The sequence below is a fragment of the Pseudomonas sp. D3-10 genome (genome assembly GCF_051132175.1).
In the GTDB taxonomy this organism is placed as follows: Bacteria; Pseudomonadota; Gammaproteobacteria; order Pseudomonadales; family Pseudomonadaceae; genus Aquipseudomonas.
Genome location: NZ_CP071668.1, coordinates 3,360,779 through 3,381,693, shown reverse-complemented (window position 1 = coordinate 3,381,693; position 20,915 = coordinate 3,360,779). Strand labels below are relative to the sequence as shown.

The 20,915-nt window shown below is 61.1% G+C and carries 20 protein-coding genes; 15 read left to right on the top strand and 5 right to left on the bottom strand.

Translation table 11 applies throughout. The annotated features are described in order from the left end of the window. Positions 1-24 precede the first annotated feature (24 nt). Entirely contained in the window at positions 25-636 is a 612-nt protein-coding gene (locus J3P90_RS15130; RefSeq protein ID WP_420766612.1) for a glutathione S-transferase N-terminal domain-containing protein, read from the bottom strand. A gap of 33 nt (positions 637-669) precedes the next feature. Then, positions 670-1,590 carry a MurR/RpiR family transcriptional regulator gene (locus J3P90_RS15125; protein WP_434650799.1) on the bottom strand — a complete coding sequence of 307 codons (921 nt, stop codon included), beginning with the start codon at positions 1,588-1,590 and terminating at the stop codon, positions 670-672. A 313-nt stretch (positions 1,591-1,903) separates the two neighbouring features. Here J3P90_RS15125 and J3P90_RS15120 point away from each other — a divergent pair, with 313 nt between their 5' ends. The 14 genes from J3P90_RS15120 (at position 1,904) to J3P90_RS15055 (ending at position 18,980) form a co-directional block, all read left to right on the top strand. Then, positions 1,904-3,841: a bifunctional 5-dehydro-2-deoxygluconokinase/5-dehydro-2-deoxyphosphogluconate aldolase gene (locus J3P90_RS15120; RefSeq protein ID WP_420766610.1), complete on the top strand. Its 1,938-nt coding sequence runs from the start codon at positions 1,904-1,906 to the stop codon at positions 3,839-3,841. Between the two features lie 189 nt (positions 3,842-4,030). Beyond that, positions 4,031-4,924 (top strand): myo-inosose-2 dehydratase, encoded by an 894-nt coding sequence (iolE, locus tag J3P90_RS15115; RefSeq protein ID WP_434563673.1) that lies wholly within the window; start codon positions 4,031-4,033, stop codon positions 4,922-4,924. Further along, entirely contained in the window at positions 4,921-5,730 is an 810-nt protein-coding gene (iolB, locus tag J3P90_RS15110; RefSeq protein WP_434611041.1) for a 5-deoxy-glucuronate isomerase, read from the top strand. The genes iolE and iolB overlap by 4 nt, the downstream gene beginning before the upstream one ends. Positions 5,731-5,760: 30 nt before the next feature. Then, positions 5,761-7,263, top strand: a complete 1,503-nt coding sequence (locus J3P90_RS15105; protein ID WP_420766607.1) for a CoA-acylating methylmalonate-semialdehyde dehydrogenase — start codon at positions 5,761-5,763, stop codon at positions 7,261-7,263. A gap of 32 nt (positions 7,264-7,295) precedes the next feature. Beyond that, a complete protein-coding gene (locus tag J3P90_RS15100; protein ID WP_434611047.1) occupies positions 7,296-8,117 on the top strand; it encodes a TIM barrel protein in 822 nt (273 codons plus the stop codon). A 164-nt stretch (positions 8,118-8,281) separates the two neighbouring features. Next, complete coding sequence (gene iolD / locus J3P90_RS15095) at positions 8,282-10,213, top strand: 3D-(3,5/4)-trihydroxycyclohexane-1,2-dione acylhydrolase (decyclizing) (RefSeq protein WP_434674974.1); 1,932 nt, start codon at positions 8,282-8,284, stop codon at positions 10,211-10,213. 30 nt (positions 10,214-10,243) lie between these two features. Continuing rightward, positions 10,244-11,254: a Gfo/Idh/MocA family protein gene (locus J3P90_RS15090; protein WP_420766604.1), complete on the top strand. Its 1,011-nt coding sequence runs from the start codon at positions 10,244-10,246 to the stop codon at positions 11,252-11,254. Between the two features lie 153 nt (positions 11,255-11,407). Beyond that, positions 11,408-12,460, top strand: coding sequence for a Gfo/Idh/MocA family protein (locus tag J3P90_RS15085; protein WP_434674973.1), 1,053 nt, complete (start codon positions 11,408-11,410; stop codon positions 12,458-12,460). 94 nt (positions 12,461-12,554) lie between these two features. Continuing rightward, positions 12,555-12,755, top strand: a complete 201-nt coding sequence (locus J3P90_RS15080; RefSeq protein ID WP_420766602.1) for a hypothetical protein — start codon at positions 12,555-12,557, stop codon at positions 12,753-12,755. 53 nt (positions 12,756-12,808) lie between these two features. Continuing rightward, positions 12,809-13,735, top strand: a complete 927-nt coding sequence (locus tag J3P90_RS15075) for a sugar ABC transporter substrate-binding protein (protein ID WP_420766601.1) — start codon at positions 12,809-12,811, stop codon at positions 13,733-13,735. A gap of 72 nt (positions 13,736-13,807) precedes the next feature. After that, positions 13,808-15,361: a sugar ABC transporter ATP-binding protein gene (locus tag J3P90_RS15070; protein ID WP_434563689.1), complete on the top strand. Its 1,554-nt coding sequence runs from the start codon at positions 13,808-13,810 to the stop codon at positions 15,359-15,361. Positions 15,362-15,449: 88 nt separating this feature from the next. Beyond that, entirely contained in the window at positions 15,450-16,472 is a 1,023-nt protein-coding gene (locus J3P90_RS15065; protein WP_420766599.1) for an ABC transporter permease, read from the top strand. 326 nt (positions 16,473-16,798) lie between these two features. Continuing rightward, positions 16,799-17,203 (top strand): TraR/DksA family transcriptional regulator, encoded by a 405-nt coding sequence (locus J3P90_RS15060; RefSeq protein WP_030141286.1) that lies wholly within the window; start codon positions 16,799-16,801, stop codon positions 17,201-17,203. A gap of 169 nt (positions 17,204-17,372) precedes the next feature. Next, positions 17,373-18,980 carry a methyl-accepting chemotaxis protein gene (locus J3P90_RS15055; RefSeq protein WP_434650814.1) on the top strand — a complete coding sequence of 536 codons (1,608 nt, stop codon included), beginning with the start codon at positions 17,373-17,375 and terminating at the stop codon, positions 18,978-18,980. Between the two features lie 86 nt (positions 18,981-19,066). On the opposite strand, the gene J3P90_RS15050 is transcribed toward J3P90_RS15055, so the two are convergent. From J3P90_RS15050 to J3P90_RS15040, 3 genes are all read right to left on the bottom strand, one after another. Next, positions 19,067-19,303, bottom strand: a complete 237-nt coding sequence (locus J3P90_RS15050; protein WP_420766597.1) for a DUF2789 family protein — start codon at positions 19,301-19,303, stop codon at positions 19,067-19,069. A 90-nt stretch (positions 19,304-19,393) separates the two neighbouring features. Further along, a complete protein-coding gene (locus tag J3P90_RS15045; RefSeq protein ID WP_420766596.1) occupies positions 19,394-19,624 on the bottom strand; it encodes a hypothetical protein in 231 nt (76 codons plus the stop codon). 99 nt (positions 19,625-19,723) lie between these two features. After that, positions 19,724-19,981 carry a hypothetical protein gene (locus J3P90_RS15040; protein ID WP_420766595.1) on the bottom strand — a complete coding sequence of 86 codons (258 nt, stop codon included), beginning with the start codon at positions 19,979-19,981 and terminating at the stop codon, positions 19,724-19,726. Positions 19,982-20,392: 411 nt separating this feature from the next. Between J3P90_RS15040 and J3P90_RS15035 the strand changes: the two genes are divergently transcribed. After that, positions 20,393-20,842 (top strand): hypothetical protein, encoded by a 450-nt coding sequence (locus J3P90_RS15035; RefSeq protein ID WP_420766594.1) that lies wholly within the window; start codon positions 20,393-20,395, stop codon positions 20,840-20,842. Positions 20,843-20,915 lie beyond the last annotated feature (73 nt).

Sequence of the window (20,915 nt, the reverse complement as noted above, 5' to 3'; positions counted from 1 at the left end):
CCCACAAAGGCATGTATCCAGCCGTCATTCCACCGGCGTGCTGACAAAGGCTTCCAACCCTTCGGCATAGGCGGTGAATGCGCTGATCTGCGGGAAGGACTTGCCCTGTACTTGATCCGCCACCAACAGGTTGGTGAAGGTCCACGCCACGGCGACGGTGATGCCGGCCTGATCGATGGAACCATCGGTGGGCAGCGGTTGTTTTGCCAGGGCTTGCTCCAGCTCACCGTAGGCGGCCAGCAACTGGCCCGAAATTCGTGACAGCCACGGAGCATGTTGGATATCCGCCGGTCGCAGGGTGCGTTCGTAATAGATCTGCACCGACTTTTCGCACGCCGCCAGCGCCAGCCCGACCAATTGCAAGGAGCGCAATCGTTGGGCTGGATCGGACGGCATCAGGCTGTTCGCCGGGCCGGCCAGTGCCTCCAGGTAATCGATGATCAAGGTGGAATCCATCAACACCGAGGCATCATCCATCACCAGCGTGGGGGCCTTGACCACCGGGTTGATGCTCTGGAAATGCTCGAATTGCCGGAACACCGACACCGATTCGTGTTCCAGGGCAATCCCTAGGCATTTGGCGGAAATGGCGACGCGTCGCACGTAGGGCGAGTCCAACATGCCGATCAGTTTCATGGCTTCTCCTTCAGCGGTTTGGCAGGTCGGGTATCAATCCTCGAAGCCGACCTGTTCATGGATTTCATCGACTTTGAGTTCGAGTCGGTAGGCCACGGCGATGAACAGCGCTTGGCACAGGCACAACGTGGCGCTCAACGAGCGGAACGCGAACGAGCTGCCTTCGTTGACCAGCAACACCGCGTTGGCCCGCTTGGCCAGCGGCGATAAGTTGCTGTCGGTGATGATCAGTGTCTTCGCCTGGTGATGCTGGGCAATGCGTAGGCAGTGCTGGGTTTCCTTGCCGTAAGGCGTAAAGCTGATGGCAATCACCAGGTCGTTGGCCCGCACGCTGCGCATCTGCTCGCGATAACTGCCGCCCAGGCCGGAGACCAGGTGAATGCGCTTGTTGGTGTGCTGCAGGTTGTAGACCAGGTAATCGGCCACCGCGAATGAACGCCGCACACCGACCACATAGATGTTGTCGGCATTCACCACCAGGTCCACGGCTTTTTCGAACGCCTCGTCTTCGAGCTCCAGCCCCAGGCGTTCGATACCCGATAGGGTCGCGTTGACGCATTCCCGGGCCAGGTCGCCGGCACTGGCCTTCTGGGATTTGTTGGCGATCATGCTGCGAATGCGTTGCTGGTAGTTCTGTACCGGCGTGGTTTTGTGGGTGTACGCCTCGCGGAACAAAGCCTGCATTTCGCTGAACCCGCTGAAGCCGAAGCGCTGGGAGAAGCGCACGATGGCCGAGGGATGCACTTCACATTCCCGGGCGATGTCGCTGATGCGATCAACCATGATCCGGTCGCTTTGCTGGCTCATATAGCTGGCAATGCGCTTGAGCTGGCGCGGCAGGCCTTCGTATTCCTCGGTGATCAGTTGCAACAGCCGCTCGGCGTTGATCGGTGGGCTGGGGAGGGCGGCTTCGGACGCGCTCTCGGACGGCGCCTGCAGATCGGGGCGGGTCATAGGAAATCCTTCTGGCTTGTTCTTATAGGACGCCCCTGAAAAACGGGCCGATCCTCGACAATAGGTTGGCTGGTCGCAGTCTACAGCGTAGGCGGGAGGAAAATCATGGGTGAACGAAGTTGTCGCGCCTGCTGAAACGATGCACCGCGTCTGGCCCGGTTGAGCAATAGCATATTGGAAAAAATATTCCATGATAAAAATATATGGAAAAAATATTGATTCTTGGCGCTTGCTCGTTTTAGTCTGCATTCACCAAAGCGTTGGCGTCGGTTCCGACGGCAAGCGCAGGCTGATAAAAATAACAGGAGCCAGCATGGGCCAGACTCGTTTTGCCAGTGGGCGTCAATTGGATGTCATCTGCCTGGGACGCCTGGGCGTCGATCTCTATGCGCAGCAGGTCGGCGCGCGGCTGGAAGATGTCAGCAGTTTTGCCAAGTACCTGGGTGGATCGTCGGCCAACATCGCCTTCGGTACGGCCCGCCTGGGGCTGAAATCGGCGATGTTGAGCCGTGTAGGCGACGATCACATGGGGCGTTTCCTGGTGCAGTCCCTCGCCCGGGAAGGCTGTGACGTCAGCGGCATCAAGGTCGATGCCGAGCGCCTGACCGCCATGGTCTTGCTGGGTATCAAGGATCGCGAGACCTTTCCCCTGGTGTTCTACCGGGAAAACTGCGCGGACATGGCGCTGCGGGCCGAAGACATCGACGAAACCTTTATCGCTTCCAGCAAGGCGCTGCTGATCACCGGCACTCATTTCTCTACCGAAGGCGTCTACAACGCGAGCATCCAGGCGCTGGACCATGCCCGAAAACACAACGTCAAATGCGTTCTCGACATCGATTACCGCCCGGTCCTCTGGGGCCTGGCGAGCAAGGCCGACGGTGAAACCCGTTTCGTTGCCGACCGCAAGGTCAGCCAGCACGTGCAAGGCATCCTGGCGCGTTTCGACCTGATCGTCGGCACCGAGGAAGAATTCCTCATCGCTGGCGGCAGCGAGGACCTGCTGGCCGCGCTGCGTACGGTGCGCGCGCTGACGGCGGCAACCCTGGTGGTCAAGCTCGGCCCACAAGGATGCACGGTGATCCACGGTGACATCCCGAACCGATTGGAAGACGGCGCCATTTACCCGGGCGTTAGGGTCGAAGTCTTGAATGTGCTGGGTGCCGGTGATGCGTTCATGTCCGGGTTCCTCGCCGGTTGGCTGGAGGACGCCGACGATGAGCGCTGCTGCCAGTTGGCCAATGCCTGCGGTGGCCTGGTGGTTTCGCGCCATGCCTGCGCTCCGGCGATGCCGACCCGGGCCGAACTCGACTATTTGTTCAACAGCCCGGTGCCCATCACCCGACCGGACCAGGATGCCGCGCTGCAACGGCTGCATCAGGTGAGCGTGCCGCGCAGGGCCTGGAAGCAGTTGTTCATCTTCGCCTTCGACCATCGCTGGCAACTGGTGGAACTGGCTCAGCGCGGCGGGCGTGGCCTCGACAGTATCAGCGAGCTCAAGCAACTGTTCATCCAGGCTGTGCAGCGGGTCGAGGTCGACCTGCAACGCCAGGGTATCGCCGCCGATGTCGGTTTGCTGGCCGACCAGCGCTTTGGCCAGGACTCCCTCAACGCGGCCACCGGGCGTGGCTGGTGGGTGGCGCGGCCGGTGGAAGTGCAGGGCTCGCGGCCGCTGGCGTTCGAGCACGGGCGCTCCATCGGCAGCAACCTGATTGCCTGGCCGCAGGAGCAGATCATCAAATGCCTGGTTCAATTTCACCCCGACGACGAACCGCTGCTGCGCCTGGAACAAGAGGCCCAGTTGATGGGCTTGTACAAGGCGTCCCAGGTCAGCGGTCATGAGTTACTGCTGGAAGTCATCCCGCCGAAGGATCATCCATCAGCCCATCCGGACGTGCTCTATCGCGCCCTCAAGCGCCTCTACAACCTGGGTATTTTCCCGGCGTGGTGGAAGATCGAAGCGCAGACGGCCCAAGAGTGGAAGCAACTCGACGAGTTGATCCAGCAGCGCGACCCGTACTGCCGTGGCGTGGTGCTGCTGGGCCTCAACGCCCCGGCCGCCGCATTGGCCGAGGGCTTCCGCCAGGCCAGCCAGAGCACCACCTGCCGGGGCTTTGCCGTGGGCCGGACGATTTTCCAGGAGCCGAGCCGGGCCTGGATGGCCGGGGAGATCGATGACGAAACGTTGATCCGGGACGTGCAGGGGCGGTTTGTGGAATTGATCGAGGCGTGGCGCAGTGCCCGGGCTTGATGACAGGGCCCTTGTGGCGAGGGAGCTTGCTCCCGCTGGACTGCGAAGCAGTCCCAAATCCAGCCACCCTCGATTTGACAGGTAAAACCGCATCCATAGTTTTGCGACTGCTTCGCAGCCGAGCGGGAGCAAGCTCCCTCGCCACAGGTGATCGGCTGAACATTAGGGACAACAATAAAAGGTGCAGCCATGCCCGCTATTCGAATTGGCATCAACCCGATTTCCTGGAGCAACGACGACCTGCCGTCCCTTGGCGGCGAGACGCCCTTGAGCACGGCGCTGAGCGAAGGCAAGGAAATCGGCTACGAAGGGTTTGAGCTCAACGGCAAGTTCCCCAAGGACGCCAAGGGCGTCGGCGATGTGTTGCGCCCGTACGACCTGGCGCTGGTTTCCGGCTGGTATTCCAGTCGATTGGCGCGGCGTTCGGCGGCCGAGGAAATCGACGCCATCGCCAGCCATGTCGAACTGCTGGCGCAGAACGGCGCGACGGTATTGGTCTATGGCGAAGTGGCTGACTCCATCCAGGGCCAGCGCATCCCGTTGATCGAACGCCCGCGCTTTCACACCGACGAAGCCTGGCAAGCCTACGCCGACAAGCTCACCGAACTGGCGCGCTTCACCCTATCCCAGGGCGTGCGACTGGCCTATCACCACCACATGGGCGCCTACGTAGAATCGCCTTCGGACATCGACAAGCTGATGGCCCTGACCGGCAGCGAAGTGGGCCTGCTGTTCGACTCTGGGCATTGCTACATGGGCGGTGGCGAACCGCTGCAAGTCTTGCGCAAGCACATCGAGCGCATCTGTCACGTGCATTTCAAGGACGTGCGCAAACCCGTGGTGCAGCTGGCGCGCAACAACCTCTGGAGTTTCCCCGACTGCATCATCAATGGCACCTTCACCGTGCCGGGGGATGGCGACATCGATTTCGCTGCGTTGCTCGACGTCCTACTGGCTGCCGACTACCAAGGGTGGCTGGTGGTGGAAGCCGAGCAGGACCCCGCCGTGGCGCCGAGTTATGTCTACGCCAAGAAGGGCTACGACACCTTGCGTGCCCTGCTGCAAGAGAGGATGCCGGCATGAGCCTGTTGATCAAGAGCAATCCCGGCGGCCAGAAACTGGTCGAACTGCCCCATGGTGCGTTGGATTACGTGGGCTTCGCGGCCTACCGCCTGAGCCTCGGAGAAACCCTTCCGGTGATGGCCGGTGACAAGGAGTTGTGTGTGGTCTTGCTCAGCGGGCGTATCGACCTCAAGGGCGAAGCGCCGGGGCAGGGAACGTTCAACTGGGACAACCTCGGTGACCGCCACTCGGTGTTCGAGGATAAATCCCCCTACGCCGCATACCTGCCACCCGGCAGCCAGGCCCAGGTGACGGCCTTGAGCGACGTGCAAGTAGCGGTGTGCGCCGCGCCGGGCGCGGCCAGCAATGAATACGGACCACGGCTGATCCGCCCGCAAAGCATGAAACGCAGCGTTCGCGGCAAGGGCGCCAATACTCGTTATGTCTGCGACATCCTGCCCGACAGCGAACCGGCCCACTCGCTGCTGGTAGTGGAAGTGCGCACGCCGTCCGGTCATTCGTCCAGCTATCCGCCCCACAAGCACGACACCGACGACCTGCCGCACCAGAGCTTTCTCGAAGAGACCTACTACCACCAGGTCAACCCGTCCCAGGGCTTCGTGTTCCAGCGGGTCTACACCGACGACCGCAGCATCGACCAGGCCATGGCCGTGGAAAACAGTGACCTGGTGGTGGTGCCCAAGGGTTACCACCCGGTCAGCGTGCCCTACGGGTACGAGTCGTATTACCTGAATGTCATGGCCGGTCCGAAGCGGGTCTGGCAGTTCCATAACGACCCGCAGCACAGCTGGCTGCTCGACCTCTGAATTCGAACATTCCAACGGAGAACCAGCACAATGAGCGACACCCCGGTAATAGGCCATTACATCAACGGCCAAGTGCAGGATGGCGACACCGCTCGCTCCAGCAATGTCTTCAACCCGGCCACCGGCGCGGTGCAGGCCCGGGTGGCCCTGGCCGAGCCGAGTACCGTCGAGGCAGCGGTGGCCTCGGCGCTGGCGGCGTTCCCGGCCTGGTCCGAGCAATCGTCGTTGCGACGGTCGCGGGTGATGTTCAAGTTCAAGGAATTGCTCGACCGCCACCATGATGAGTTGGCGCAGATCATCAGCCGTGAACACGGCAAGGTGCTGTCCGACGCCCACGGCGAAGTCACCCGCGGTATCGAAATCGTCGAGTACGCCTGCGGTGCGCCGAGCCTGCTCAAGACCGATTTCAGCGACAACATCGGCGGCGGTATCGATAACTGGAATTTGCGCCAACCGCTGGGCGTTTGCGCTGGCGTCACGCCGTTCAACTTCCCGGTCATGGTGCCGTTGTGGATGATTCCCCTGGCGCTGGTTGCCGGCAACTGCTTCATCCTCAAGCCTTCGGAACGCGACCCGTCCGCCAGTTTGCTGATGGCCCGCTTGCTGACCGAAGCCGGCCTGCCGGACGGCGTATTCAATGTCGTCCAGGGCGACAAGGCGGCCGTGGATGCGCTATTGCAGCACCCGGACATCGAGGCGATCTCCTTTGTCGGCTCCACGCCCATCGCCGAATACATCCACCAGCAGGGTACGGCGCACGGTAAGCGCGTGCAGGCCCTGGGTGGGGCGAAGAACCACATGATCGTCATGCCCGATGCCGACCTCGACCAGGCGGCGGACGCGCTGATCGGCGCGGCCTACGGTTCTGCCGGCGAGCGCTGCATGGCGATTTCCATCGCGGTGGCGGTGGGCGACGTGGGCGATGAGCTGATCGCCCGACTGTTGCCACGTATCGACCAACTGAAAGTCGGCAATGGCCAGCAACCCGGCACCGACATGGGGCCGTTGGTCACCGCCGAACACAAGGCCAAGGTAGAAGGCTTCATCGATGCTGGCGTGGCCGAGGGTGCGCGACTGATCGTCGACGGCCGGGGCTTCAAGGTGCCGGGGGCCGAGCAGGGATTTTTTGTCGGCGCGACGCTGTTCGACCAGGTCACCGCCGAGATGAGCATCTACCAACAGGAGATTTTCGGCCCGGTGCTGGGCATCGTTCGTGTGCCGGATTTCGCCACGGCGGTGGCGCTGATCAATGCCCATGAGTTTGGCAACGGCGTGTCGTGCTTCACCCGTGATGGCGGCATCGCCCGGGCGTTCGCCCGCAGCATCAAGGTCGGCATGGTGGGCATCAATGTGCCGATCCCGGTGCCCATGGCCTGGCACTCCTTTGGCGGCTGGAAGCGTTCGCTGTTCGGGGATCACCATGCCTATGGCGAGGAAGGCCTGCGTTTCTACAGCCGCTACAAGAGCGTGATGCAGCGCTGGCCCGACAGCATCGCCAAGGGCCCCGAGTTCAGCATGCCCACTGCCCAATAACTCATTTCATGAATGCCGGAGGGAGAACAACAATGAACAAGCCCCTGCGTTTCGCCTTGAATCGAATGGTTGCCCCGCGCCTGTCGCTGCCTGCTTTCATCGACCTGGCGCTGGCGTTGAAGACCGATGCCATCGAGATTCGCAATGACCTCAAAGGTGTCGAGATCGAAGACGGCATGCCGCCGGCCCATGTCCGCGAGTTGTGCGAGGCGCGCGGCATCAAAGTGCTGTCGATCAACGCCCTGTACCCGTTCGATGTGTGGAACGAAGAGCGCCGTGCCCAGGCCGTGCGCCTGGCCGATTACGCCCGCGAGTGTGGCGCCGAGGGATTGGTGATGTGCCCGCTCAACGATCGCGCCGATCCGCGCAGCGAGGTCGAGCGAGCGGCGGGTTTGCGTACTGCCTTAAGTGAACTGGCGCCGATCCTGCGCGCCTTCGGCATCTACGGTTTCATCGAACCCTTGGGTTTTGCAGAATGCTCGCTACGCCGCAAGCGCACGGCGGTGGAAGCGATCAAGGCCACCGACGGGCTGGATGTGTTTCGCCTGGTGCATGACACCTTTCATCACCATCTGGCCGGCGAGCAGGAGTTCTTCCCTGAATTGACCGGGCTGGTTCACATCTCAGGGGTCGAGGATGCCCAAGCGCCACTGGCGACCATTCGCGACGGCCACCGAGTGCTGGTGGGCGAGGGGGATATTCTCGGCAATGCCGGGCAGATCGAGGCGCTGCTCCGCGGCGGCTATGACGGTTACCTGTCCTTCGAGCCGTTTGCCGAAAGTGTTCATGAGTTGGCCGATATTCGCCAGGCATTGGGGGCGAGCATGAATCACTTGCAGAAGTCCCAGGCCTGAGCTGATTTTGACTTGATGAAGATCCCCTTGTGAAAGCGAGCCTGCTCGCGAAGGCGGCAGTACGTCCAACACTGATGTCGCCTGACAGGCCGCTTTCGCGAGCAGGCTCGCTCCCACAGGGGGTGAGTAAATTTGCCGGATTTGCATTCCAATAAGGTGCAAGCATGACCACAACAAGACTGACCATGGCCCAGGCCCTGGTGAAATTTCTCGATAACCAGTACGTCGAGGTCGATGGCGTCCAGAGCAAGTTCGTCGCCGGGGTGTTTACCATTTTCGGCCATGGCAATGTGCTGGGCCTGGGCCAGGCGCTGGAGCAGGACAGCGGCGACCTAGTGGTTCATCAGGGCCGCAACGAACAAGGCATGGCTCATGCCGCCATCGGGTTTGCCAAGCAGCATCTGCGGCGCAGAATCTACGCCTGTACCTCGTCGGTTGGTCCCGGCGCGGCGAACATGCTGACCGCCGCCGCCACCGCGACGGCCAATCGCATCCCGCTGCTGCTGTTACCTGGCGATGTCTATGCCAGTCGTCAGCCGGACCCGGTGCTGCAACAGATCGAGCAATTCCATGACCTGAGCATCAGCACCAACGATGCCTTCAAGGCCGTGAGCAAATACTGGGATCGCATCAACCGCCCCGAGCAATTGATGACTGCCGCGATCCAGGCCATGCGCGTGCTCACCGACCCGGCCGAGACCGGCGCGGTGACCCTGGCGCTGCCCCAGGACGTCCAGGCCGAAGCCTACGATTACCCGGATTATTTTTTGCAGAAACGCGTGCACCGCATCGACCGCCGGCCAGCCACCGAAGCGATGCTCGGCGATGCCCTGGCGTTGTTCAAGGGCAAGCGCAAGCCATTGATCATCTGCGGTGGCGGGGTGAAGTACTCCGGGGCCAATGCTGCATTGCAAGCCTTTGCCGAGCGCTTCGAGATTCCCTTTGCCGAGACTCAGGCGGGAAAAAGCGCCATCGTCTCCAGCCACCCGCTGAATGTCGGTGGCGTTGGCGAGACCGGCTGCCTGGCGGCGAACCTGCTGGCCAAGGAAGCGGACCTGATCATCGGCATCGGCACCCGCTACAGCGATTTCACCACAGCGTCGAAATGGCTGTTTCAGCATTGCGACGTGCAATTTCTCAACCTCAACATCAGCCCGTGCGATGCGCTGAAACTCGATGGCGTGCAACTGCTGGCCGACGCCCGTTCGGGCCTGGAGGCGCTGGCCGACAAGCTGGGGGACTACCGTGCCGAATGGGGCGCGCAGATCGCCGACGCCAAGGCCCAGCTCGACGCCGAAGTGGACCGGATCTACCAGGCAGATTTCCAGACCCAGGACTTCGTCCCGGAAATCAACGACCCCATGGACCCCGCAGTGTTTCGTGAATTCATCGAGCTCACGGGGTCCTGCCTGACCCAAAGTCGCGTGCTTGGCACCCTTAACGAAACCCTGGCGGACGACGCCATCATCGTCGCCGCCGCCGGCAGCCTGCCCGGCGACCTGCAGCGCAGTTGGCGCAGCAAGGGCGTGAATACTTACCACGTCGAATACGCTTATTCATGCATGGGCTATGAGGTGAATGCCGCCCTGGGGGTGAAACTCGCCGAGCCCGATAAAGAGGTCTACGCGCTGGTGGGCGACGGCTCCTACATGATGCTGCACTCGGAACTCGCAACCTCCATCCAGGAGCGGCGCAAGATCAACATCGTGCTGCTGGACAACATGACCTTCGGTTGCATCAACAACCTGCAAATGGAACACGGCATGGACAGCTTCGGCACCGAGTTCCGCTTCCGCAACCCCGAGACGGGCAAGCTCGATGGCGGCTTTGTGCCGGTGGATTTCGCCATGAGCGCGGCGGCCTATGGCTGCAAGACCTACACGGTCAAGACGTTGGACGAGTTGTACGCGGCATTGGCCGACGCCCGGCGCCAGACGGTCTCGACCCTGTTCGACATCAAGGCCCTGCCCAAGACCATGATCCACAAATACCTATCCTGGTGGCGGGTCGGCGTGGCGCAGGTCTCCACCAGCGCCCGCACCGATGCCGTCGCCAAGACCCTCAACGAACGACTGGCCAAGGCCCGTCAATACTGATTGCGCCAACACCTACATAAGGAGTTCAACATGTCTTTGAAGCTGGGCGTCATCGGCACCGGGGCCATCGGCCAGGACCACATCCGTCGTTGCAGCCAGACCTTGCTCAACAGCCAGGTGGTGGCAGTGACTGACATCAACCTTGCCCAGGCGGCGAAAGTGGTGGCCGACCTCAAACTGACCGCCGAGGTCTATCCGGACGGCCACGCGTTGATCGCGGCGCCGGACGTCGAGGCGATCCTCGTCACCTCCTGGGGGCCGAGCCATGAAGAGTTCGTGCTGGCGGCCATCGCGGCAGGCAAACCGGTGTTCTGCGAAAAGCCCCTGGCGGTCACGGCCGAAGGCTGCCGCAAAATCGTCGACGCCGAAGTGGCCCACGGCAAGCGCCTGGTGCAGGTGGGCTTCATGCGCCCTTACGATGAAGGTTACCGCGCGCTCAAATCGGTGATCGACAGCGGCCAGATCGGCGAGCCGTTGATGCTGCATTGCGCCCACCGCAACCCGAGCGTGGGGGAGAACTACAAGACCGACATGGCGATCACCGATACCCTGATCCATGAGCTGGACGTGCTGCGTTGGCTGCTGGCCGACGACTATGTGTCGGTACAGGTGGTGTTCCCGCGCAAGAGCAGCAAGGCTTTGGCCCACCTGCGGGATCCGCAGATCGTTCTGCTGGAAACCGCCAAGGGCACGCGGATCGACGTCGAGGTGTTCGTCAACTGCCAGTACGGTTACGACATCCAATGCGAAGTGGTGGGGGAGACCGGCATCGCCAAGCTGCCGGAACCGTCCCAGGTGCAACTGCGCAGCGGCGCCAAGCTGTCCAATGCCATCCTGATGGATTGGAAGGATCGCTTCATCGCCGCTTATGACGTCGAGTTGCAGGCGTTCATCGACGGCGTGCGTGCCGGGCAAGTAGGCGGGCCGTCGGCCTGGGATGGTTTCGCCGCGGCGGTGGCGGCGGATGCCTGTGTCCAAGCGCAGCAGAGTGGGCAGATCATCAAGGTCGAGCTGCCGGAGCGGCCACGCTTTTACGGCTGACCACATTCCCTCTGTGGAATGCAGTCAATTGTGGGAGCGAGCCTGCTCGCGAAGGCGTCAGGCCAGTCAATATTCATGTTGGTTGACACACCGCTTTCGCGAGCAGGCTCGCTCCCACAGGGGCCCGGCGTTATTTCCAGATAAGGAGTGTTCATGCGAATCGGACTAGTGGGCTATGGCAAGGGCGGGCGGTTTTTTCATGCGCCGCTCATCAGCAGCCTGCCGGGCGCTACGTTTGTCGGGGTGGTGACCCGTTCCGCCGAGCGACGCCAGCAATTGGCAACCGAGCATCCGCGGGTCCAGGCCTTCGATAGCCTTGAGCAACTGGTGGCGGCCGGCGTCGATGCGGTGGTGGTGTCCACGCCGCTGCAAGCGCGCCCTGCCATTGTGATGGAGGCCATCGAGCACGGCGTGGCGGTGGTCAGCGACAAGCCATTCGCCCTTGATGCCGGGCAGGCCGAAGCGATGGTGTTGGCTGCCGAACGACGCAACGTACCGTTGAGCGTGTACCAGAACCGCCGCTGGGATTCGGATTTCCTGACGGTGCGCAAATTGCTTTCATCCGGTGCCCTGGGGCAGGTCATTCGTTTTGAGTCCAGCGTCGAACGTTACTCGCCGACCTCGGTGGGCAAAGCCAGTGGCGGGGGCTTCCTGCGGGATTTGGGCAGCCATCTGGTGGACCAGGCGCTGCAATTGTTCGGGCCGGTGGCCCGGGTGTATGCCGAGCTGGATTATCGACAGCCAGGCCAGGCCTACGACAACGGTTTTTTCATGTCGTTGGTCCACGCAAGCGGTGTGGTCTCGCACTTGAGCGGCAATTGCCTGCAAAGCGCTCCGCGCCCAAGGTTTCGGGTCAGTGGCAGCGAAGGCTGCTATACCGTCGAAGGCCTCGATGGTCAGGAGGCCCTGGCGTTGGCGGGACTGAGCCCCGCCACCGAGGGCGAACGTTGGGGCACGGAAGAACATCGGCGCTGGGGCTGGTTCGAACACGGTGCCGAGCGCGAGCGGGTAGCCTCGGAACGGGGCTGCTGGCTCGCGTTCTATCAGCGTCTACAGACAGCGTTGCAGGGCGACGGCCCGCTGCCCGTTGCGGCCCGCGACGCCTTGGCCACGACACGCCTCCTGGACGCGGCAAGACAGAGCGCGGAGCAGGGTCAGGTGGTCTGTTTATCTGAGCCTGTAGGACATGGAACAAAAAACGAATAAAATTCTAAAATGAGTTGATATGGAAAATATTTTCCAATAAAGTCGATTCCAGGTTACCGACAACCCTGTCCGCGTTTATCCAGGCTCGCCCTGAATGGACGAAGGACGAAACAAAAACAAGAAACACAGCCAGGTACCGTCGATGAAAACCTTCAACCGCTCTGCGTTTCACCTGCCATTGTCCTTGCGCCTGTCCGCAATCCTTCCCTTGTTCGAAGCCCTGTGCATCCAGCGCAGGGGCGCCGTGGTGTGCTGCATGCCCGGCGCACCGATCGTGCGTTTACCACGTTCCTGAAGTCCGTTACGCCTTATCCATAAGACCAACAAAAAAGTGGAGAAAGAACGTTCATGAACACCAAGACCCGTATTGCCTCGCTGGCCCTGTCATTGATGTTTGCCAGCGGCGCTGCCCTGGCGGACCTGAAGATCGGCGTCAGCATGTCCCAGTTCGATGACACCTGGTTGACCTACCTGCGCGAGTCCATGGACAAGAAAGCCAAGGCCCTGCCGGACGGCGTCACGTTGCAGTTCGAAGATGCGCGCAGCGACGTGGTCAAGCAATTGAGTCAGGTAGAAAGCTTCATCAGCCAGAAGGTCGACGCGCTCATCGTCAACCCGGTGGACACCGCCGCGACCCAACGCATCACCAAGGCCGCCGTGGCCGCCGGCATTCCGCTGGTGTACGTCAACCGCCGTCCAGACGACCCGAAACTGCCGGAAGGCGTGGTCACCGTGGCCTCGGATGACCTTGAGGCCGGGCGCATGCAGATGCAGTACCTGGCCGACAAGATGGGCGGCAAGGGTGAGATCGTGATCCTGCTGGGCGATTTGGCGAACAACTCCACCACCAACCGCACCAAGGGCGTCAAGGAAGTCCTCGCCAAGTACCCGGACATCAAGATCGAGCAGGAGCAGACGGGCACGTGGTCCCGGGACAAGGGCATGACCCTGGTCAATGACTGGCTGACCCAAGGCCGCGAGTTCAACGCCGTGGTGTCCAACAACGATGAAATGGCCATTGGCGCCGCCATGGCCCTCAGGCAAACGGGCGCCAAGAAGGGCAGCGTGTTGATCGCAGGGGTCGACGGCACGCCGGACGGCTTGAACGCCATCAAGAAAGGCGACATGGCGGTCTCGGTGTTCCAGGACGCCAAGGGTCAAGCCGACGGCTCGATCGATACCGCGGTGAAAATGGTCAAGAAGCAGCCGGTCGAGCAATCCGTCTGGGTGCCATATCGCTTGATCACGCCGGAGAACGTCGATCAGTTCAAGTAACGCTTCACCTGTTTCATCACAACAATAAACAGGCAAGGTCGCCGCGCCGACCTTGCCCAGGGAGTACCCACCATGTTCGCATCAGCGACTGCTTCGAGCGCCCCGGCGGCAACGTTCCGGCCGGACGCATTACCTGACGAACCGTACCTGTTGGAGGTCGTCAACGTCAGCAAAGGCTTCCCTGGCGTCGTGGCCCTGTCAGACGTGCAATTGCGGGTACGCCCCGGCTCGGTGCTGGCCTTGATGGGGGAAAACGGTGCGGGCAAATCCACGCTGATGAAGATCATCGCCGGCATCTACCAGCCCGACGCCGGCGAGCTGCGCCTGCGGGGCAAGCCGGTGACCTTCGACACCCCCCTGGCGGCCTTGCAGGCCGGGATCGCCATGATCCACCAGGAACTGAACCTGATGCCCCACATGAGCATCGCCGAAAACATCTGGATCGGCCGCGAACAGCTCAACGGCCTGCACATGATCGATCATGGTGAAATGCACCGCTGCACCGCCCGGTTGCTGGAGCGCTTGCGCATCAAGCTTGACCCGGAGGAGCAGGTGGGCAACCTGAGCATTGCCGAACGGCAGATGGTGGAGATCGCCAAGGCCGTCTCGTATGACTCCGACATCCTGATCATGGACGAACCGACTTCGGCCATCACCGAGACCGAAGTCGCCCATTTGTTCTCGATCATCGCCGACCTCAAGGCCCAGGGTAAGGGCATCATCTACATCACCCATAAAATGAACGAAGTCTTCGCCATCGCCGATGAAGTGGCGGTGTTTCGCGACGGCGCCTACATCGGCCTGCAACGGGCCGACAGCATGGATGGCGACAGCCTGATTTCGATGATGGTCGGGCGTGAATTGAGCCAATTGTTCCCCGAGCGGGACAAGCCAATCGGCGATCGGGTCCTGTCGGTACGGGACTTGAGCCTGGCGGGTATTTTCAAAGGGGTGTCGTTCGACCTGCACGCCGGGGAAATCCTCGGCATCGCGGGGTTGATGGGCTCGGGCCGGACCAACGTCGCCGAGGCGATTTTCGGCGTCACCCCTGCCACTGGCGGCGAAATCTTGCTGGACGGCCAGCCGGTCCACATCAGTGATCCGCACATGGCGATCGAGAAGGGCTTCGCGTTGTTGACCGAGGATCGCAAGCTCAGCGGCTTGTTTCCCTGCTTGTCGGTGCTGGAAAACATGGAAATGGCCGTGCTGCCTCATTACGTCGGCAACGGTTTCATCCAGCAAAAAGCCCTGCGCGCCTTGTGCGAGGACATGTGCAAGAAGCTGCGGGTCAAGACACCGTCCCTGGAGCAGTGCATCGACACTCTATCCGGCGGTAACCAGCAGAAGGCCTTGCTGGCCCGCTGGCTGATGACCAACCCGCGCATCCTGATCCTCGACGAACCGACCCGCGGCATCGATGTCGGCGCCAAGGCCGAGATCTACCGACTCATTGCCTACCTCGCCAGCGAAGGCATGGCGGTCATCATGATTTCTTCGGAGCTGCCTGAGGTGCTGGGCATGAGCGACCGCGTCATGGTGATGCACGAAGGCGACCTGATGGGCACCCTCGACCGCAGCGAAGCCACCCAGGAACGAGTCATGCAACTGGCGTCGGGCCTGTCCTGATGCCTGCCCGGCGAATCAATAACGTCGAGCAATAATCCCGTGGCGAGGGAGCAAGCTTCCTCGCCACAGATAAAAAAGGTGATTGGCTATGAACGCGATATTGGAAAACAAACCCGCCGCCGCACCGGCCAGGACGCGTCGGCGGCTGCCCACGGAACTGAGCATTTTCCTGGTGCTGATCGGCATCGGCCTGGTGTTCGAGCTGTTCGGCTGGATCATGCGCGACCAGAGTTTCCTGATGAACTCCCAGCGCCTGGTGCTGATGATCCTGCAAGTGTCGATCATCGGCCTGCTCGCCATCGGCGTGACCCAGGTGATCATCACCACCGGCATCGACTTGTCGTCAGGTTCGGTGCTGGCGTTGTCGGCGATGATTGCCGCGAGCCTGGCCCAGACTTCGGATTTTTCCCGGGCGGTGTTTCCTTCCCTGACGGACCTGCCCGTGTGGATACCGGTGGTGGCGGGCCTCGGCGTGGGGCTGCTGGCGGGGGCGATCAACGGCAGCATCATCGCCGTTACCGGCATCCCGCCTTTTATCGCCACCCTCGGCATGATGGTCTCGGCCCGTGGCTTGGCGCGTTATTACACCGAAGGCCAGCCGGTGAGCATGTTGTCCGATTCGTACACCGCCATTGGTCATGGCGCGATGCCGGTGATCATCTTCCTGGTGGTGGCGGTGATCTTCCACGTCGCCTTGCGCTACACCAAGTACGGTAAATACACCTACGCCATCGGCGGCAACATGCAGGCGGCGCGGACCTCGGGCATCAACGTCAAGCGCCACCTGGTGATCGTCTACAGCATCGCCGGGCTGCTGGCAGGCTTGGCCGGCGTCGTGGCCTCGGCGCGGGCGGCGACCGGGCAGGCCGGCATGGGCATGTCTTACGAGCTCGACGCGATCGCCGCGGCGGTCATTGGCGGCACCAGCCTGGCCGGTGGAGTGGGGCGCATCACCGGGACGGTGATCGGTGCGCTGATCCTCGGGGTAATGGCCAGTGGTTTTACCTTTGTCGGTGTCGATGCCTATATCCAGGACATCATCAAGGGTCTGATCATTGTCGTCGCGGTGGTGATCGATCAGTACCGCAACAAGCGCAAACTCAAACGCTGACATGCCTGAGGTTGCGACAAAGCGCCACGCCTGACCCGCGTGGCGTTGCCATTTGTCTTCTTGATACAGCCATCGCAGCGAATTTCTTGTTATAAACGCACTCCGACGGCCGGCAGAAGCCTGTCAGACAGCATTTGAAGCGGTTGTCGGACATTTTCCCCATGTTTTCGGTTGCTGACGCCCCGACTCGGCCTTAGACTGCCGCCCCTCGTAAATTGAGTGCCGGGTGGCGCTTGGAATAAACGGCGCCTTCCCGATGAGCGTGGCTGCTTGATGCGGGACGCTCCATAATTCGCCTTAATGCACGTTTTTTTATAGAGAAATCAATGACAAAGGAAAAGTTGCTGGCCATGCCGGCGGATGACTACATGAATGCCGAGCAACTGGCTTACTTCACCAAGCTGTTGCAGAACATGAAAGTCGAAACCCACGAGCGCATCGAACAGAACCGAATCGCCATTGAGAGCCTGGACAGCCCGGCCGACCCGGCGGACGCAGCTTCCGTAGAAGAAGAGCGCACCTGGCTGGTCAACGCCATCGATCGCGACCAGCGCATGCTGCCGCAACTGGAGCAGGCCCTGGACCGTATCAACGACGAAAGCTTCGGCTGGTGCGACGACAGCGGCGAGCCGATCGGCCTCAAGCGCCTGTTGATCAGTCCGACCACCAAATACTGCATCGAAGCCCAGGAACGTCACGAGCAGATCGACAAGCACCAGCGCCAGGCCTGATACCGTTTTCGAAAAAGATCGCAGCCCTTCATCCGAAGCTGCGGTCTTTTTGCTTTTTGGTCATCACGCTTCTCGTTTTTTTGCCGAAAACACGACTAATGGACCATGGATAATGGCTCGATAGTGGCGTTTAATGCGGCCATAACAATGAGAAAAGTGGGTGACGAAAATGGCGACAGAAGGATCTCTGGCGGCGACAGCGTCGGCCTCGGTGCCAGTAGCGCGCGTTACAGCGCGCTGGCTTGCGCCGACTCTGCAAAGCCTGGCGCTGGTTTCGCTGCTGTGTGGCATGACCTTGGGCGGTTGGTCGTTGTACCTGGCGTTGCCGCTGGCGCTGCTCATCGTCTGGTTGCCACGCCTGCGCTCGCGGCTGAACAGCACACCGGTGCCGACGGCAAGCGACAGCCTGGCCGAGCTCACCCGCGATCTTTCCTACACCACCAGCCATAATGCACTGTCCGCCGCTGGCGTTGCCTATTCGGTCAAGCAGCTGGCGGGCAAGGTCCAGTCACAGCTCGGGGCCGCGGCGCAGATCGTTGGCAACGCCGAAGCGATGATCGCGACCGAGCAGGCCACCTCGCAGCTCAGTCAACAGGCCCTGGGCGCGGCCAGCGAGGCCCATCGCAGCAGTGTCGCCGGACGCAGCGAGTTGGTTGAATCCATCAGCCGCATGCATCAGCTCAGTCAGCGCGCCAATGAAAGCCGCGAACTCATCGAGGCGCTGAGCGTGCGCAGCGACGAGATCCAGCGGGTGACCCTGGTGATTCAATCGATCGCCAGCCAGACCAACCTGTTGGCCCTTAACGCTGCGATCGAGGCGGCCCGTGCCGGGGAACATGGTCGCGGTTTTGCGGTGGTGGCCGACGAGGTGCGTGGGTTGGCCGGGCGCACTGCCGCGGCGACCGGCGAGGTCGGCGTGATGGTCGCGGATATCCAGCAGCGCACCGCGCAGGTCGTCGAGCAGATCCGCCAATTGGCCGGTGACCTGGACAGCGGTGTGCAGCAAGTCGAGCACACCGGCCAGCACCTCGAAAACATCGCGCGGCTTGCGGCCGGTGTCGAAACCCAGGTCAGCGCCATCGCCCAGGGTACCGACACTAACCGTGGACAACTCGATAGCCTGTTTCATGCGATCGAGCAAATGCGCGGTGACCTGGCGATCAGCGACCAGCAGACCCAGCGCCTGGCCGAGGCCGCTGTGCAGATGGAAGGCCAGGCCGAGACCATCAGCGAGCGCCTGGCCGAGGTGGGCCTGGACGATTATCACCAGCGGGTCTATGACTTGGCGCGGGAAGGGGCAAGCCGGATTGCCGCACAGTTCGAGGCGGATATCGACCAGGGGCGCGTCAGCCTGGAGGATCTGTTCGATCGCAGCTACCAACCGATCCCCAATACCCATCCGGCGAAGTTCCAGACCCGTTTCGACCGCTACACCGACCAGGTGCTGCCAGCGATCCAGGAACCGTTGCTGGCGCGGCATGAGGGGCTGGTCTTCGCGATTGCCTGCACTCAGCAGGGCTACGTGCCGACTCACAACAATGCGTTCTGTCAGCCGTTGACCGGCGATCCGCAAGTGGACACGCTGAACAATCGCACAAAGCGCAAGTTCTCCGATCGCACCGGGATCCGCTGCGGCAGTCATCAACAGCCGGTGTTGCTGCAAACCTATACGCGGGACACGGGCGAGCTGATGCATGACCTGTCGGTGCCAATCATGCTCAAGGGACGTCATTGGGGTGGGTTGCGGCTGGGCTATAAGCCCGAGAAACCGCGCTGAGTCTCGACGGAGCCTGTATGACGAGCAAGCTTTCGTGGCGAGGGAGCAAGCTCCCTCGCCACGAAAGCTTGCTTGCCGTTCTGGGGTTATTTACCGTCGTGCAGGCGTACGTTCAGTTGATCCACCAATACCGCCTCTTCGCCGTCGGCAAGCAGCCATTCGCGAAGCAGATCTTGTTGCTGATTCGACCAGAAAGGCGCATCGACCAACTTGGTGTTCGGATCCAGCGGGTGCGCCATGATGAAATCATCGATGGCGTTGCCGTCCGAAGGCAGGCCAAGTTGGTCAAACAGGGTGCTGAGTTCGTGGGATGGTTGTTCCATTTTGTAGGACTCCTCTGGACTACCGCCGTCATGGCGCCTCGGTTGCTTCCCTCTATCTGAGGCGAGCAGTCGTCAGGAGTTCGATTGGCTTCAGGCTTTCAGCGCACCTTCGTCCACCGCGAGCTTCAGGGCCCGGGCTGACTCCTTGGCGGCCTCGGCCGCAAGTTCCGGCGTCTTGAACCAGCGATCCCTTTCTACCTGGTGATAGGTGACCGCAGTGGCGGCGGTTTTGGCGCGCATGACGATGACCGCTTGGAATTCGCCTTCTACCTCTCTGGCTTCGCCGCGGATGAAAAAATCGCCGATGTCTAGTTCCGTCACGTCGCGCCTTCCCTTCAAGTCATATTGTTGTACGAGCACCGCCGATGGAGGCGCTCGCTGGGAAGGCAGTATGGCAGCAGTTGCCGGTCGGCGGCTGAGTTAAGTCATGGCGCCTGCCGTTGAAGGGTTCTGTTCGAGGGTGCGGGCGAGATAGCAGGCTTCGTTATGGTCGGCGCGGAAACCTCTTACGCGCCCGGTAGAGGTTTCTTCGATATGAAAAAAACACTTGCCGGCAAGAACGACCCGGTATCTGGGCTGGATCAATGCAATCGGTGCGTAACCGTCGTCATGAGTGGCGTCCTGCGCCAGGGCGACACATGAGATGGCGGGGCGGATCAGGGTTGGAAACGTAGCCATGTGAATTCCTTTTCTATGGTTACCGACGAATTGCCGGCTGTTTTAAGTAGTCTGCGCGTCAGCGGCTGCTCTAGAATCGGCAGCACCGTGTGTACGGTTGCGCCTATCTAAAGCAATTTTTTTTGGCCTCGATGTCAGAAAAATGCTTTTCTAAGTGAGAAATTTCCCTAAAGTTAGTAGTCCCACCTTTTCCGATGCTCAGAGTGGTGTTTTCCTTCAGCCTCTGACGACCGCCGGGAAAGACGGCGAGAGTAGCGATCCTTTAGTCTTCTCCCGCCCTGGGTCAGGGCGCACCGTTCACTTTCGAATTCAATGACAGGCCCATGGGGCCGTGCGGGTTCTCGTGGTCCATTCTCAAAGAGTGGGCCGTTTAAAGATGGGGATGTTTCCTTGGCAGTAAGTAATCTCGACATGCATGCGTTATTTGTACTGGGCGACCTGCGGGCAAAACTGGTCAAGCAATTCCAGTCACGGTTTGTCTATATCACCGAGCAGACCGCCGAAGGTATCTATATTGCCGAAATCGACACCGAGTCGGCATTGGTCGTCGATGACAAACCCCGGCTGGAACTCAAGGTTGGCGACCATTTTCGCGCGGCGGTACTTCCCAGTCGCGAGGGAGGCAAGTTTGAAATCCGGTTTCGTGAAATCAAGTTGACGGTCTACGGCCTGGGTGACTACGCGTTCGTCACGACCGCCGAGGGCCACGCCATTCTGTTCAAGGAAGGGCACAGCGTAGTGACCGTATTGGCCGCCAACGAACAGTTGCAGGAAGGTTTGACCAAGACGTTGAAAGCAGTCACCGCCAAGGCTGCCAAATGGCGCAAGGGTGAACTTGTGACATTCAAGGCCAGCGAGTAGGAAGGGGCTTTCATCCTTGGATGACGAATCGGGTTGATGTCCTTTGTTCTTTTTATACTCGTAACAGTTTTAA